Origin of the sequence: uncultured Streptococcus sp. (assembly GCF_963456385.1) — a bacterium.
Taxonomy (GTDB): domain Bacteria; phylum Bacillota; class Bacilli; order Lactobacillales; family Streptococcaceae; genus Streptococcus.
Genome location: NZ_CAUOLF010000020.1, coordinates 1 through 14,978, shown reverse-complemented (window position 1 = coordinate 14,978; position 14,978 = coordinate 1). Strand labels below are relative to the sequence as shown.

Genomic DNA, 14,978 nt, shown 5'->3' with positions numbered 1-14,978 from the left:
TTTTATGACAGCTAATCTACAAGCGTACAAGGCTCATCTGCAGGCGCCTTGGGGCAAGCTTCAGTATGATATTGTTTTTGCCTTTCTAGAGTCGCTGAAGGGCCAGAAAATTCTTGATTTCGGTAGCGGTTTTGGGATTGTGGCTGATTTTCTAGCGGAAAACAACCAAGTGACCGCCATCGAACCGAACCCAGAAATTATTGCTGAGCGCAAGAAGGACTTTTCCTATGAGCAATTGCAAGGTAGCTTGGACCTTCTGCAAACATTGCCAGTCCAGTCTTTTGATGTCATCATCTGTCATAATGTCTTAGAGTATGTATCTGACCCTGCTCTCTATTTGACAGAATTTTCCCGCCTCTTAAAAAAGGACGGCAAAATTTCTCTGGTCAAGCATCACGAGGTTGGGCGCATTATGCATACGGTGGTTTTTGAAAATGATCCAGAAAAAGCCCAGCAGCTTTTGGCGGGTGAGACATATCAAACCCACAGCATGGGAGCTGCTAAGGTCTATCAGGTTCAGGAAGTGATTTCAGGTCTTCCGATAGAAGTTGAGGATTATCAAGGACTACGGATTTTTTACGGGCTGCAATCCAATGACTATAAAACTGCCCCTGACTGGGCTGAAAAGATGTTTGAGATGGAGCTGGCTGTCTGCAACCAATCACCTTATCGAGACATCGCTGCCTTTCAGCATGTTTGGCTAGTCAAGTCCTAGGTCAAAGGAAAAAAGTGCTCATTTACATCTTAAACAAACCTCGTAAGGAGAAAGCTTGATGCAAAGGAGAGAAGTCATAGAGCCAGGGCAGCCAGTCAATTATGCCCTGATCAGCCTTTTTCAATATATCGCTTCTGTTTTGGTGATTATGGTCCATTGCCAGAGGCTTTTTGAACATGAAGCTCTGCATTTTATTCAGAAGAGTATGTTTGGCCGCATGGCAGTGCCTTTCTTTTTAATTTCTTCAGCCTATTTTTTCCGAGTACGCTGGAAGCGAGAGCACAGTTCTACGAAACTGACTCTGTATATTAAAGGCATTTTAAAGGTCTATGGCTTCTGGAGCTTGGTCTATCTCCCCTATGCTTTGACTTATTTCCAATCACTGCATTTACCGCTCTACCTAGCTCCGCTGGCTATCCTAGCAGCGCTCTTCTACATAGGAATGAGCTACCAGCTCTGGTATATCCCCGCCTTTCTCTTAGGCTTGCTGCTGGTCCATTTTTTGTATAGGAAGTTAGGCTCTAAGAAAACATTTGTCCTTTTACTGCTTCTCTATGCCTTAGGTGCTATTGAGACTTATCACGCCTATCTGGCGCCTAGTCTGCTGACAGACTGGTACGATGCCTATGCCAAGCTCTTTTTCACTAGCAGGAATGGCCTCTTCTATACGCCCATTTTTATCTATTTAGGCTACTTTCTAGCTGATTACGGGCAGGTAGCATTATTTCAGAAAAAACGCTGGCTGTCTCTTCTGCTGGCAAGCCTTTTCCTGGTAGGTGAAGGAGTTCTGGTTTACATCAGGCAGGGACTGGATAAAAACTTTTTCTTTGCTCTCATTCCCTTTACGCTCTTCTTATTCAATTGGCTGTTAAAAACTCAGTGGAAGCGTGAAAAAAACTGGCGACATTTAAAAGATCTAAGTATCCTTTATTTCTTCCTCCATCCTATCTTTATTGAGTTATCTTTCTTTCTGCTCAAATCCCGGCACTTGACCAAGTGGGAAACTGGCCGTTGGGCCTTCCTTCTGACGCTTATCCTGACCCATCTGACGTCAGAATTAGTGATTCGATGGCAAAGGAAAAAAACAGAAAAGAAGTGAAAGTTTAGTTTTTGAAGAAAATGATATAGATTGTTTTGAGTAACTATCAATTTTGAATAGAATTAGCTATAAAACATTTCAAAGGAGTTTCACATGCTTGAACGTCTACAACAGCAGCTGGCTTTTACCAATGAGCTGGAAAAGCTGAAAGCCACTCATCGCAACAATCGTACCTTGGATGCCTATCGTTTTGAGAATTCTGCAGAGCATAGTTGGCAGGGGGCGCTCATGGCGCTAGTCTTTCGAGAATATATCCCTGAAGAAGTTAATCTGAAAAAGGTCATGTCTATGTTATTGATTCATGATTTGGGCGAAATATATGCTGGCGATACCTTTATCTTTGACGACGTGGGCAAGAGCGATTCTTACGATAGAGAGCTGGAGTCCTTGAAAATCAGTTTGGACAAGTTGCCATCAGATCAGCAGAATATCTTTTTAGGGCTCTGGCAGGAGTTTGAAACCGGCATTAGCATAGAAGCTAAATATGCACGAGTGCTGGATGCTCTGGTTCCCCTGCTCAATCACTTGGAAGTCGCTCAGCCCCATGACAACCCTCATGGCCTGACCAAGTCGCAGGTTATTTCTAAGAAATCCTTTATCAAAGAAACCTCTGAAACTCTTTGGGAATTGGCTCAGGAAGTTATTGATCAAAGTGTTGCTAAGGGGCTTTACCTAGATGAGTGAGCCTGATGGTCTCGCTCGTAGATAGAAAGTTTGAGACTGGTTGAACCAGTCTTTTCATGTTATAATATTCAGACAAGATTGAACGGAGAAAGTGTTTCACTCATCATGATTAGCTCAAAATACGACTGGCAGTTTGCCACTAATTTTACAGATGAAAAATTTTTAAAACAGGCTAAGAAAGCCGGATTAGAACCTGCCGCTGCCAGTCTTCTTTACCAAAGAGGTGTGCAGACTGAAGTGGCTTTACAGGAATTTTTGGAGCCTAGTTTAGACCAGCTTCATGACCCTTATAGCCTCCATGATATGGAACGGGCAGTGAAGCGGATTCGCGCAGCGATTGAGAATTACGAACAGATTTTGATCTATGGTGATTATGATGCTGATGGGATGACCTCGGCATCTATTGTCAAGGAAGCCTTGGAGCAGTTGGGGGCTGAGTGTCAGGTCTATCTGCCCAATCGCTTTACGGATGGCTATGGTCCTAATAGCAGTGTTTACAAATATTTTATTGAAAATCAAGGCATCTCGCTCATTATTACAGTAGATAATGGAGTGGCGGGCCTTGAAGCTATCGAACTGGCCCAGTCTCTGGGCGTGGATGTCATCGTGACGGATCACCACTCCATGCCTGAGGAGCTGCCAAACGCCTATGCTATCGTCCATCCGGAACATAGCGGAGCGGATTACCCTTTCAAGCATCTGGCTGGTTGTGGAGTGGCTTTTAAGCTGGCAACTGCCTTGTTGGAAGAAGTCCAAGTCGAACTTTTGGACTTAGTTGCCATTGGCACCATTGCCGATATGGTCAGTCTGACAGGGGAAAATCGGATCTTAGTCAAATACGGCCTTTCCGTCCTCAAAAATACCCTGCGAGTAGGACTTCAGGAACTCTTCAAAATCGCTGGTATTCAGCCTGATGAACTGGATGAAGAAACAGTTGGTTTCCAGATTGCTCCCCGGCTCAACGCCTTGGGACGGCTGGATGATCCTAATCCAGCGATTGAGCTTTTGACAGGATTTGACGACGAAGAAGCTCGTGACATTGCACTCATGATCAACCAGAAAAACGACGAGCGCAAGGAAATCGTCCAGCAGATTTATGAAGAAGCACAAACCATGCTGGATCCTAAGAGACCAGTGCAGGTGCTGGCCAAGGAAGGTTGGAACCCTGGTGTGCTCGGGATTGTCGCTGGGCGTTTGCTGGAAGAGCTGCACCAGCCAGTAATAGTGCTTAATATTGAGGATGGCATCGCTAAGGGCAGCGCCCGCAGTATTGAAGCGGTCAATATTTTTGAGGCCTTGGACAGTCACCGTGATCTCTTTGTAGCCTTTGGCGGGCACGCTGGAGCGGCTGGAATGACTCTTGAAGCAGACAAACTAGCAGAGCTATCTGATATCCTGACGGCCTACATCTTAGACAATGATTTGGATTTGACTGGCAAAACAGCCCTTTATTTAGATGAGGAGCTGCATCTGCCAGAACTGACCCTAGATACGCTCAAAAGCTTCGAAAAACTGGCTCCTTTTGGTATGGATAATAAAAAGCCGCTTTTTTACCTCAAGGATTTTAAAGTGGACAATACTCGGACTATGGGAGCTGGCAATAGCCATCTCAAGCTAAAAATTTCTCAGGGAGATGCTACTTTTGAAGTAGTAGCTTTTGGGCAAGGAAGTCTGGCGACAGAGTTTGCCCAAACCAAGAATCTGGAGCTGGCTGTCAGCCTCTCTGTCAATAAATGGAATGGACAGACCAGTCTCCAGCTCATGCTGGTAGATGCCCGTGTGGACGGTGTTCAGCTTTTCAATATCCGCAGCAAAAATGCGACGCTACCTGGCAAGGTTCCAGTCTTGCGTTTCACAGAGGAATTGCCGGATTTGACAAATAGCAGAGCAGTTGTGGTTTATGACCTGCCTGATGATTTGCAGGTCTTGAAGAAGATTCTTCAATCACAGGATTTCGAAGCTATTTACTTTAAGAATGAAATTGCCAAGCCATACTATCTTACAGGTTATGGCAACCGTGAGCAGTTTGCCAAACTCTACAAAACTATCTATCAGTTCCCCGATTTTGATGTTCGCTATAAGCTCAAGGATCTAGCAGCTTACCTGAAAATCGACCCTATTCTCTTGGTCAAAATGATTCAGATTTTTGAAGAGCTGGGCTTTGTCAGCATTACCGAAGGCGTCATGAAGGTCAATAAAGAAGCAGAAAAGAAAGAAATTGACAGTAGTCACATTTACCAAGACCTCAAGCGCCTAGTCAAAGAACAAGAACTCATGGCTCTGGGCACCGTGCAGGAGATTTATGATTATTTGATGGAAGCAGACTGAAAATTGTTCAGGTAATCACGTTAAAAAGTGAATGACTTGGACCTATGTCTCAGCATGTTAGGGAAAAGGAAGTTTCGCTCTTTGAGTTGACAGAAGAAATTATAAAGAATATCCAACTCTATCTCAGCCTCAATATGGTGGTCTATAAATGGATCAGACATGATTTTTCAGATTAAATAATAGATACCAATAAAAAGTAAATTTTCTATTACCATTTGGATGAAAAAGTGATATAATAGAGAGTAAAAAATTTTTTTGAAAGAAAGTATATCATGAATTTAAAAGACTACATTGCAACAATCGAAAATTATCCAAAGGAGGGCGTGACATTCCGTGATATCAGCCCGCTGATGGCAGACGGAAATGCCTATAGCTACGCTATTCGTGAAATTGTACAATATGCAACTGACAAAAAAATCGATATGATTGTAGGCCCAGAAGCACGTGGTTTCATTGTAGGATGCCCTGTGGCTTTTGAATTGGGTATTGGTTTTGCTCCTGTTCGTAAACCTGGAAAATTACCACGCGAAGTTATCTCAGCAGATTACGAAAAAGAGTACGGCCTTGATACCTTAACGATGCATGCTGATTCCATCAAACCAGGTCAACGCGTTCTAATCGTAGATGATCTTCTTGCGACTGGCGGAACAGTGAAGGCGACGATTGAGATGATTGAGCGCCTTGGCGGTATAGTTGCTGGATGCGCCTTCCTTATTGAGCTAGATGAGCTCAAGGGTCGCGAAGCTATCGGTGAATACGACTACAAGGTTCTGATGCACTATTAATACATAGTTTCTAGCTATATCTAGTTAGAGAAAAAGTATAATTGAAAACTATATCTCCTTTCAGTATAATGAAAGTACATTCTATAAACAAAGAATAGGCTGGAAAAGTATTTCCAAGCCTTTCTAACGATTGAAGGAGATATTTTCATGCCGATTAAGATTGATAAGAAACTGCCAGCTGTTGACATTTTAGGTTCTGAGAATATCTTTGTCATGGATGATGATAGGGCTGATCATCAGGATATCCGCCCTCTGAATATTTTGGTACTCAATCTCATGCCCCAGAAAATGGTGACAGAAACTCAGATACTGCGCCATTTGGCTAATACCCCGCTGCAGTTGACTATTGACTTCCTCTACATGAGCTCTCATCAGTCTAAAACGACACGTGCAGAGCATATGGAGACTTTCTATAAGACTTTTGATGAGGTTAAAAATCGCTATTTTGATGGCTTGATTATCACTGGTGCGCCAGTAGAGCATCTGCCTTTTGAAGCGGTGGACTACTGGGAAGAGTTCCAGCAGGTGATTGAATGGTCCAAGAGCCATGTCTTTTCGACTCTGCATATCTGTTGGGGAGCTCAGGCTGGACTTTACGCTCGTTACGGCGTTGACAAGCACCAGATGATGCGTAAATTATCGGGTGTTTATAGCCAGTCAGCTGATAGCAGCAACCTGCTTTTCCGTGGCTTTGACGATGAGTTTTATGCGCCGCATTCCCGTCATACTGAAGTTCTAAAGGAAGATATTGTCAATTTGACCAATCTGGAAATTCTTTCGTTTGGAGAGGATACGGGTCTCTCTGTGTTGGCTAGCCGAGACTTGCGAGAAGTATATAGCTTCGGTCACATGGAATACGACCGCGATACTTTATCTAAGGAATATTTCCGCGATTTGAAGGCAGGGAAGAATCCACATATTCCAGAGAATTATTTCAAAAACGATGATGTCCATGCGACACCGGCCTTGCGTTGGAGTTCGGCCGCAGCACTCTTTTTCAATAATTGGGTCAATTACGCTGTCTATCAGGAGACACCTTTCGACTGGGAGAGTCCTGAAAATGATGTATCGTTTTTTGCTTATCTATAAGAGGTGACATGACTTATTTATCAGCTTTTAAATCGGGCAATCTAGTAATCCCGAGTGCCCTTCTTTTACATTTTAAGGACATCTTTGATTCCAGCGATGATTTCTTGGTCTGGCAGTTTTTCTATCTGCAAAATACGACTTCCTTGGAAGAGTTGGCACCTAGTCAGATTGCGGAGCATATTGGCAAGACCCTTTCAGAAGTCAATCGCTCTATGTCCCATTTGACGGAGAAAGGTCTCTTGCAGTATAAGACCATTGAGCTGAATGGAGAGACAGAGGTTATCTTTGATGCTTCGCCGGCTTTGGAAAAGCTGGATGAACTGCTAGCAGCCAAAAGTGGTCCGCAGACTGTGTCAAAGGCACCTCAGAATGTTTTGAAAGACTTGGTGGAGACCTTCCAGCAGGAGCTGGGCCGTCTCTTGACACCCTTTGAAATTGAGGACTTGACCAAGACTGTCCAAGACGATAAAACCAATCCTGACTTGGTCAAGGCTGCCCTTCGTGAGGCTGTTTTTAATGGCAAGGCCAACTGGAAGTATATTCAGGCTATCTTGCGTAATTGGCGCAAGGAAGGCATCACTACACTTGCTCAGGTAGAAGCCAAGCGGGAAGAACGTGAAGCGGCTAATCCTCAAAATGTGACAGTTTCAGATGATTTCCTCAATGCCATGAATTTATGGAAGGACTGACTTTATTAGATTTACAGCGGTCTGTTAGATACGACAGGCCCTTGGTTTTATAAAAAAGGAGAAAAGTATGACCTATCAATTGCCAAAAGTCTGGTCCGCTGCGGACAGCGACCAAGGAAAATTTTCAGGTATCAATCAGCCTACTGCAGGCGCGCGTTTTGAGCAGAAGCTTCCTGTCGGTGAAGAGCCTTTTCAGCTTTATTCACTTGGGACTCCAAATGGGGTCAAGGTGACGATTATGCTGGAGGAACTACTGGCAGCAGGTGTGACAGAGGCTGCCTATGACCTATACAAAATCAGCATCATGGATGGTGAACAGTTTGGCTTAGATTTTGTAAAAATCAATCCCAACTCTAAGATTCCGGCCTTGTTGGATCAGTCAGCTGATAAGCCGATTCCTGTATTTGAATCAGCGAATATCCTGCTCTATCTGGCAGAGAAGTTTGGAAAGCTGATTCCGTCAGATTTGGCTGGTCGGACTGAGGTACTCAACTGGCTCTTCTGGCAGACAGGCGCGGCGCCCTTCTTGGGGGGTGGATTTGGTCATTTCTTTAACTATGCACCAGAAAAGCTAGAATATCCCATCAACCGCTTTACGATGGAAGCCAAGCGACAGCTGGATTTATTAGATAAAGAATTGGCTAAGAAAGCTTATATCGCTGGAGATGACTACAGTATTGCTGATATTGCTATCTGGTCTTGGTATGGGCAGTTGGTGCAGGATAAGCTCTATCCAGGCGCAGCTGAGTTCTTGGATGCCACCTCCTACAAACATCTAGTTACTTGGGCGGAGAAGATTGCAGCTCGTCCGGCGGTTCAGCGCGGTTTAGCTGCCAAGTATCAAGAAATTAAATAATTTGTAAGGGTTAGAAAATCTCTTCATCAAGTGGCGAGACAAAATCAGTTTATCAACAGGCTGATTTTGTCTCCGCTGCTTTTTTTATACCCTTAAAAATGATATACTGAATACAAGAATGTTTAGAAAAGAGTAAGCGATGCAAAAAAAGACTATTTCCCAACGCTTGGAGCGAGTAGCTGCTTTTGTGCCGGATGGGGCAAAGTTGCTGGATGTTGGGAGCGATCATGCCTATCTGCCTATTTACCTGATTCAGCAGGGACGGATTGAGAAGGCTCTGGCCGGTGAAGTGGTAGAGGGGCCTTTTCAGTCTGCTCAGAAAAATGTGGCAGAGCATGGGCTGACAGAGCAGATTGAAGTTCGTTTGGCCAATGGTTTGGCAGCTTTGGAAGCGGGAGATCAGATTGACACCATCGTTATCGCTGGCATGGGTGGTCGCTTGATTTCAGAGATTTTGAAAAATGGCAGATCTAAGCTTGAGTCCGTTTCCCGCTTGATTTTGCAGCCCAATAACAGAGAGGATGAGCTCCGCAGCTGGCTGGTATCTAACGGCTTTCGCTTGCTGGCTGAGGATATCTTAGAAGAGGCTGGTAAGTTTTACGAAATCCTGGTAGCAGAAGCAGGCCAGCAAACTTTGACAGAGCAAGAAAAGCGCTTTGGTCCTTTTCTGATGAAGCAACAGTCACCTGCTTTTCAGCTAAGATGGCAGAAAGAACTGGAGAAACTAGAAGGAGCTCTAACCCATATCCCAGAAAAGAATGAGCTGGAACGCTCTGCTATGTCCCAAAAAATCGAAAGTATCAAGGAGGTACTCCATGCTAGCAAGTGAAATCATCGCCCGTTATGAAGCCTATTGCCCGCAAGAACTGTCAATAGAGGGTGACATTTCAGGCTTGCAAATCGGAACATTGGACAAAGAAGTGGACAAAGTTCTAGTGGCACTGGATATTCGAGAGCAAACGGTGGCGGAGGCTATTGAGGCAGGTGCTGGACTGATTATCGTTAAGCATGCGCCTATCTTTCGCCCTCTTAAGGATCTAGTGGCGGATAAGGCTCAAAATCAGATGATTTTAGACCTCATCAAGCATGATATTGCTGTCTATGTTAGCCATACCAATATTGATGTCGTGGAGGACGGGCTCAATGATTGGTTCTGTCAGCTTTTAGAGATTGAGGAGACAAGTTTTCTTAGTCAGACGAGTCCAGATCACGGTATTGGCCGTGTTGGTAAGATTGCTCCTCAGACCTTTGGTGACTTTGCGGCTAAGGTCAAGACTGCCTTTAGGCTGGATAGTTTGCGTCTGGTGGGTTATGGTGAAGCGGACCTCGAGCGTGTGATTGAGCGTGTAGCTATTTGTGGTGGCAGCGGTCAGTCCTTTTATCCGGAGGCCATTGCCAAGGGAGCGCAGGTCTACATAACTGGTGATATTTACTATCATACAGCTCAGGAGATGCTGACAGAAGAACTTTTGGCACTGGATCCTGGACACCATATCGAGGTTCTATTTACGGAAAAATTAAAAGAAAAGCTTAATAGTTGGAAGGCAGAAGAGGGATGGGAGATTGAGATTCTGGCTAGTCAGGCTTGGACCAATCCTTTCCGACATATTTGAGAGGGAGCGACATGAAAAAAGTAGCAGTGATTGGAGCTGGGATTGTCGGATCAACAGCGGCTTACTATTTGTCCAAATCCCCAGATGTGGAAGTGACTGTCTTTGATGACGGCAAGGGGCAGGCAACCAAGGCAGCCGCTGGTATTATCAGTCCTTGGTTTTCCAAGCGTCGCAACAAGGCTTGGTACAGGATGGCGCGCCTAGGCGCTGATTTTTATCAGGACTTGATTGCGGAACTGAAAGATGCTGGAATCCAGACAGACTTTTACCAACAGACAGGTGTTTATCTGCTGAAAAAGGATGAGAGCAAGCTGCAGGAGCTTTATGATTTGGCTGCTAATCGTCGTGAAGAGTCGCCCTTAATAGAGGACTTGAGTCTTCTTAGCCTTCAGGAAGCCCATGAGAAATTTCCAGACTTGCAAGGCTTTGAGCGGCTTCTTTATGCTTCCGGTGGTGCCCGTGTGGAGGGAGCACTCTTGACGGAGACGCTTGTGAAAGCAAGCAAGGCAGAGTTGGTTGAGAAAAAGGCAAGCTTGACAGTAGATGGAGAGCAACTTCTTGTGGACGGACGCAGCTTTGACTGTGTCATCTTAGCTGTGGGTGCTTGGCTGGGAGAAATCCTACAGCCACTTGGCTATGAGACAGATGTTCGACCGCAAAAGGGACAGCTACGGGATTTTAAACTGGCTGAGCAGACGGATGACTACCCTGTGGTTATGCCTGAGGGAGAGCTGGATGTCATTCCTTTTCTAGCCAGTAAGGTCAGTGTCGGTGCCAGTCATGAAAATGATCAGGGCTTTGATTTGACAGTTGATAAGACGGTATTGAATCAGTTGCAGCGAGAAGCGGAAACTTATTTGCCGAGGTTGGCTACTGCAGAGATTCTAGGCGATCGCGTGGGAACACGGGCTTATACCAGCGACTTTGCTCCATTCTTTGGAGCTGTGCCAGATTTGCCACATGTCTACGCTGCCAGCGGGTTGGGCTCTTCTGGTCTGACAACTGGCCCGCTTATCGGACGCCAATTGGCCCAGATGGCTCTAGGAGAAGCGGGGCTGCTGAATCCAGCTGACTATCCTATTGAGCGGTATGTGAAGAAGGTTTGATATGACAGAAACTATTTTGAATTGGGTCAATGTTTGTGTGAAAAAAGATGATGAAATTTTACTGCTTAATCGCCAACATGATAACTTTAAGGGATGGATACAACCAGGTGGGAAGGTAGAGTTTCCAGAATCTTTTTTTGAAGCTGCAAGGCGCGAATTAAAAGAAGAAACGGGGCTGACTGCTCTAAACTTGGAATTGAAGGGGATTTCAGGCTTCACTAATCCAAGTAAAGAAGAACGGTATGTATATTACGATTTTCTTTGTACTGCCTTTGAAGGACAAGTTAGGGGAAACGATCATGAAGGGGAGCCCAAATGGTGGAAGATTTCCGAACTTGGACAAATAGATATGCAGGACGACATACGTGAACGTTTGCCTCTCTACTGGCGGAAAGGCTCTTTCGAGCGGATTCATTACTGGAATGAGGAAAAGCACTGTATCGGGGAAACCAAGACGATTTTGTATGATTGATTTCAGAGGATAAGGAGAAGTTATGGACTGGTTACGATCGCAGCCTGTGGTTATGCAGGCTTTATTAGTGGGGCTTTTTACATGGGGATGTACCATTGTGGGCTCGGCTGTTGTATTTTTCTTTAAATAAGTCAGTCGCAAGTTGCTGGATATTATGATGGGCTTTGCGGCAGGCGTCATGATTGCGGCTTCCTTTTGTTCGCTTCTGGCACCGTCGATTGAGTATGCGCAAAGTTCTTATGGCAAGCTGTCCTGGCTGCCGGCAGCGATTGGCTTTTTAGTGGGAGGTTTTTTCCTGCGGCTGATTGATGCAGTAGTGCCTCACTTGCACTTGAGCAAGGGCATTTCGGAGGCAGAGAGTGTTCCTGAGCATAGCCGCAAGAAGCTGTCCAAGACAGCCCTGCTCTTTTTAGCCATTACCATTCACAATTTTCCAGAAGGTTTGGCAGTCGGAGTAGCCTTTGGTGCTTTGGCCGCCAATCCTAGTCCGGAAGCCTTTGTCGGTGCGATTGGCCTAGCTTTGGGAATTGGCCTGCAAAACGTCCCAGAAGGAGCGGCTCTGTCCATTCCGATTCGGACGGACGGCAAGTCTCGCCTTAAAGCCTTTTACTGGGGCTCCATGTCTGCTATTGTAGAGCCAATTGGGGCAGTACTTGGGGCAGTTGCTGTTATGGCCATGACGGCTATTCTACCCTATGCTCTTTCCTTTGCGGCGGGTGCTATGATTTTCGTGGTGGTAGAGGAGCTGATACCGGATTCGCAGACCAATGGCAATACCGATGTGGCGACTTTAGGTCTCATGGTGGGTTTTGTTCTCATGATGGTCTTGGATGTGGCTTTGGGTTGATGCCAACTTGGAATCAAAGAGCGGAAGAAAGCGGAATTTCCGCTCTTTTTCTTTTATTTAAGAGTAGTGAAAAGGATGACATCCGCTTTCAAAAATGGTAGAATAAGGAGAATACATTAAGAGAGGAAACTCATATGAAAGGTATTATTCTTGCAGGTGGTTCTGGTACACGTTTGTATCCATTGACCCGCGCTGCGTCAAAACAGCTCATGCCGGTTTATGACAAACCCATGATTTATTATCCACTGTCAACTCTTATGTTGGCTGGTATCAAGGACATCTTGATTATCTCTACTCCGACGGATCTGCCTCGTTTTGAGGATCTGCTGGGAGATGGATCTGAGTTCGGTATCAAGCTTTCTTATGCAGAGCAGCCAAGTCCGGACGGATTGGCACAAGCCTTTATCATTGGGGCTGATTTCATTGGAGATGACCGCGTGGCGCTGATTCTTGGGGATAATATTTACCATGGACCAGGTCTGAGTAAAATGCTCCAAAATGCTGCTGCTAAGGAAAAAGGAGCAACTGTTTTTGGCTACCATGTCAAGGATCCAGAACGCTTTGGTGTAGTAGAATTTGATGAAAATATGAATGCTATTTCTATCGAAGAAAAACCGGAACAACCGCGCTCTAACTATGCAGTAACAGGACTGTATTTCTACGATAACGATGTTGTAGAGATTGCCAAGAATATTAAGCCAAGTCCTCGCGGAGAACTGGAAATCACTGACGTTAACAAGGCTTACTTGGATCGTGGCGATTTGTCTGTTGAGCTTATGGGACGTGGTTTTGCCTGGTTGGATACAGGTACCCACGAAAGTCTCTTAGAGGCAGCTCAATATATCGAAACAGTTCAGCGTATGCAGAACGTTCAGGTGGCGAATCTGGAAGAAATTGCCTATCGTATGGGCTATATCACTAAAGAGCAAGTGCATGAATTGGCGCAGCCATTGAAAAAGAATGAATATGGCCACTATCTCTTGCGCTTGATTGGAGAAGAATAAAAAGATGACGGAACAATTTTTTGATAAGGAATTAGCAGCGCGTGAGGTTCCCGGAATATCAGGTATGTTGGAATTTGATATCCCTGTTCGTGGGGACAACCGAGGCTGGTTTAAGGAGAATTTCCAGAAGGAAAAAATGCTGCCGCTAGGCTTTCCTGAAAGCTTCTTTGCAGAAGGAAAACTGCAAAATAATGTCAGCTTTTCTCGCAAAAATGTCCTGCGTGGTCTTCATGCTGAACCATGGGACAAGTACATCTCTGTTGCAGATGACGGTAAGGTGCTGGGAACTTGGGTAGACCTGCGTGAAGGTGAGACTTTTGGCAATACCTACCAGACAGTAATTGATGCCAGCAAGGGGATTTTTGTGCCACGTGGCGTCGCCAACGGCTTCCAAGTCCTTTCTGATACTGTTTCCTACAGCTATCTGGTCAATGACTACTGGGCTTTGGAACTCAAACCTAAGTATGCCTTTGTCAACTATGCAGACCCAGCTTTAGGCATCCAGTGGGAAAACCTAGAAGCAGCAGAAGTCTCAGAAGCAGACAAGAACCATCCACTGCTTAAGGATGTCAAACCTCTAAGAAAAGAAGATTTGTAAGAAGAGTGAATAGAACAAGTGTTTGAATATATTATCTATTTCTTGCTGATTATATTCTATTTTCTTATTTCTTTAGGACCATTAGGATTCATTCTGATGATGGTTCTCCTCTTTTTGTTTATTTTCTTAGCCTTTTATATAATTTCAAAATTACTATTTTTTACGAAACAAATAATTCCTTATTTTGTTTTATTATGGAGAAAAAATAAATCAATGACTGAATACAAAAAAATTATCGTGACAGGTGGAGCTGGTTTTATCGGTTCTAACTTTGTCCACTATGTTTACAATAACTTTCCAGATGTCCATGTGACAGTGCTGGACAAGCTGACTTACGCAGGTAATCGGGCTAACATTGAAGAAATTTTAGGCGACCGAGTGGAGTTAGTTGTTGGAGATATTGCTGATGCAGCCTTAGTTGATAAGCTGGCAGCTGAAGCTGATGCTATCGTTCACTATGCAGCAGAAAGCCACAATGATAACTCGCTCAATGACCCGAGTCCATTTATCCACACCAACTTCATCGGAACTTACACACTTTTGGAAGCAGCTCGTAAATACAACATTCGTTTCCACCATGTGTCAACTGACGAAGTCTATGGGGACCTGCCTCTGCGTGAAGATTTACCAGGTCATGGAGAAGGCCCAGGTGAGAAATTTACCGCTGAAACTAAGTACAATCCAAGCTCGCCTTACTCCTCAACTAAAGCAGCTTCAGACTTGATTGTTAAAGCTTGGGTGCGCTCATTTGGTGTCAAAGCGACGATTTCTAACTGTTCAAACAACTATGGTCCTTACCAGCACATCGAGAAGTTTATTCCGCGCCAAATCACCAATATCCTGAGCGGTATCAAGCCAAAACTCTACGGTGAAGGTAAAAACGTTCGTGACTGGATTCATACTAATGACCATTCATCAGGCGTTTGGACGATTTTGACCAAGGGTCAAATCGGTGAAACTTACTTGATTGGTGCTGATGGCGAGAAGAACAATAAGGAAGTTCTGGAGCTGATTCTCAAGGAAATGGGACAGCCAGCAGATGCTTATGACCATGTGACAGACCGTGCCGGCCATGACCTCCGCTATGCCATTG

Annotated in this window: 15 protein-coding genes and 1 pseudogene; all 16 read left to right on the top strand. The window is 44.8% G+C overall.

The genetic code is table 11. From position 1 onward, the window contains the following. Nucleotides 1–4: 4 nt before the first annotated feature. The gene (locus RP262_RS08670) at nucleotides 5–715 is read left to right on the top strand and encodes a methyltransferase domain-containing protein (protein WP_311154882.1); all 711 of its coding nucleotides are present in this window, start codon (nucleotides 5–7) and stop codon (nucleotides 713–715) included. A gap of 58 nt (nucleotides 716–773) precedes the next feature. Then, nucleotides 774–1,814, top strand: a complete 1,041-nt coding sequence (locus RP262_RS08665) for an acyltransferase family protein (RefSeq protein WP_311154881.1) — start codon at nucleotides 774–776, stop codon at nucleotides 1,812–1,814. 93 nt (nucleotides 1,815–1,907) lie between these two features. Further along, entirely contained in the window at nucleotides 1,908–2,498 is a 591-nt protein-coding gene (locus tag RP262_RS08660; protein ID WP_311154880.1) for an HD domain-containing protein, read from the top strand. Nucleotides 2,499–2,603: 105 nt separating this feature from the next. After that, a complete protein-coding gene (gene recJ, locus RP262_RS08655; RefSeq protein WP_311154879.1) occupies nucleotides 2,604–4,826 on the top strand; it encodes a single-stranded-DNA-specific exonuclease RecJ in 2,223 nt (740 codons plus the stop codon). A gap of 272 nt (nucleotides 4,827–5,098) precedes the next feature. After that, nucleotides 5,099–5,611 carry an adenine phosphoribosyltransferase gene (locus RP262_RS08650; protein ID WP_311154878.1) on the top strand — a complete coding sequence of 171 codons (513 nt, stop codon included), beginning with the start codon at nucleotides 5,099–5,101 and terminating at the stop codon, nucleotides 5,609–5,611. A gap of 147 nt (nucleotides 5,612–5,758) precedes the next feature. Beyond that, complete coding sequence (metA, locus tag RP262_RS08645; RefSeq protein ID WP_311154877.1) at nucleotides 5,759–6,700, top strand: homoserine O-succinyltransferase; 942 nt, start codon at nucleotides 5,759–5,761, stop codon at nucleotides 6,698–6,700. A gap of 8 nt (nucleotides 6,701–6,708) precedes the next feature. Next, nucleotides 6,709–7,389, top strand: a complete 681-nt coding sequence (locus tag RP262_RS08640) for a DnaD domain-containing protein (protein WP_311154876.1) — start codon at nucleotides 6,709–6,711, stop codon at nucleotides 7,387–7,389. Nucleotides 7,390–7,456: 67 nt separating this feature from the next. Next, a complete protein-coding gene (gene yghU / locus RP262_RS08635) occupies nucleotides 7,457–8,245 on the top strand; it encodes a glutathione-dependent disulfide-bond oxidoreductase (protein ID WP_311154875.1) in 789 nt (262 codons plus the stop codon). A gap of 139 nt (nucleotides 8,246–8,384) precedes the next feature. After that, the gene (locus RP262_RS08630; protein WP_311154874.1) at nucleotides 8,385–9,074 is read left to right on the top strand and encodes a tRNA (adenine(22)-N(1))-methyltransferase TrmK; all 690 of its coding nucleotides are present in this window, start codon (nucleotides 8,385–8,387) and stop codon (nucleotides 9,072–9,074) included. Further along, complete coding sequence (locus tag RP262_RS08625) at nucleotides 9,061–9,858, top strand: Nif3-like dinuclear metal center hexameric protein (protein ID WP_311154873.1); 798 nt, start codon at nucleotides 9,061–9,063, stop codon at nucleotides 9,856–9,858. The genes RP262_RS08630 and RP262_RS08625 overlap by 14 nt, the downstream gene beginning before the upstream one ends. Before the next feature lie 11 nt (nucleotides 9,859–9,869). Beyond that, complete coding sequence (locus RP262_RS08620) at nucleotides 9,870–10,964, top strand: FAD-dependent oxidoreductase (protein WP_311154872.1); 1,095 nt, start codon at nucleotides 9,870–9,872, stop codon at nucleotides 10,962–10,964. 1 nt (nucleotide 10,965) lies between these two features. Beyond that, nucleotides 10,966–11,436, top strand: a complete 471-nt coding sequence (locus tag RP262_RS08615) for an 8-oxo-dGTP diphosphatase (protein WP_311154871.1) — start codon at nucleotides 10,966–10,968, stop codon at nucleotides 11,434–11,436. 22 nt (nucleotides 11,437–11,458) lie between these two features. Next, nucleotides 11,459–12,283 (top strand): annotated as a pseudogene (gene tmpA / locus RP262_RS08610) (ZIP family manganese transporter TmpA). A 134-nt stretch (nucleotides 12,284–12,417) separates the two neighbouring features. Further along, nucleotides 12,418–13,287, top strand: coding sequence for a glucose-1-phosphate thymidylyltransferase RfbA (gene rfbA, locus RP262_RS08605; protein ID WP_002897349.1), 870 nt, complete (start codon nucleotides 12,418–12,420; stop codon nucleotides 13,285–13,287). Nucleotides 13,288–13,291: 4 nt separating this feature from the next. Then, on the top strand, nucleotides 13,292–13,885 hold the full coding sequence (locus RP262_RS08600) for a dTDP-4-dehydrorhamnose 3,5-epimerase family protein (protein WP_311154870.1): 594 nt from the start codon (nucleotides 13,292–13,294) through the stop codon (nucleotides 13,883–13,885). 213 nt (nucleotides 13,886–14,098) lie between these two features. After that, nucleotides 14,099–14,978, top strand: an 880-nt coding sequence (gene rfbB / locus RP262_RS08595; RefSeq protein WP_311154869.1) for a dTDP-glucose 4,6-dehydratase, incomplete at its 3' end; no start/stop codon positions are given.

Bases quoted from the DNA above. Each gene is read 5' to 3' on its own strand.
- RP262_RS08660 (WP_311154880.1), top strand. From the start codon at position 1,908: ATGCTTGAACGTCTACAACAGCAGCTGGCTTTTACCAATGAGCTGGAA.
- RP262_RS08640 (WP_311154876.1), top strand. From the start codon at position 6,709: ATGACTTATTTATCAGCTTTTAAATCGGGCAATCTAGTAATCCCGAGT.
- RP262_RS08650 (WP_311154878.1), top strand. From the start codon at position 5,099: ATGAATTTAAAAGACTACATTGCAACAATCGAAAATTATCCAAAGGAG.
- RP262_RS08615 (WP_311154871.1), top strand. From the start codon at position 10,966: ATGACAGAAACTATTTTGAATTGGGTCAATGTTTGTGTGAAAAAAGAT.
- RP262_RS08665 (WP_311154881.1), top strand. From the start codon at position 774: ATGCAAAGGAGAGAAGTCATAGAGCCAGGGCAGCCAGTCAATTATGCC.
- yghU (WP_311154875.1), top strand. From the start codon at position 7,457: ATGACCTATCAATTGCCAAAAGTCTGGTCCGCTGCGGACAGCGACCAA.
- RP262_RS08630 (WP_311154874.1), top strand. From the start codon at position 8,385: ATGCAAAAAAAGACTATTTCCCAACGCTTGGAGCGAGTAGCTGCTTTT.
- RP262_RS08670 (WP_311154882.1), top strand. From the start codon at position 5: ATGACAGCTAATCTACAAGCGTACAAGGCTCATCTGCAGGCGCCTTGG.
- metA (WP_311154877.1), top strand. From the start codon at position 5,759: ATGCCGATTAAGATTGATAAGAAACTGCCAGCTGTTGACATTTTAGGT.
- recJ (WP_311154879.1), top strand. From the start codon at position 2,604: ATGATTAGCTCAAAATACGACTGGCAGTTTGCCACTAATTTTACAGAT.
- rfbA (WP_002897349.1), top strand. From the start codon at position 12,418: ATGAAAGGTATTATTCTTGCAGGTGGTTCTGGTACACGTTTGTATCCA.
- RP262_RS08620 (WP_311154872.1), top strand. From the start codon at position 9,870: ATGAAAAAAGTAGCAGTGATTGGAGCTGGGATTGTCGGATCAACAGCG.
- RP262_RS08600 (WP_311154870.1), top strand. From the start codon at position 13,292: ATGACGGAACAATTTTTTGATAAGGAATTAGCAGCGCGTGAGGTTCCC.
- RP262_RS08625 (WP_311154873.1), top strand. From the start codon at position 9,061: ATGCTAGCAAGTGAAATCATCGCCCGTTATGAAGCCTATTGCCCGCAA.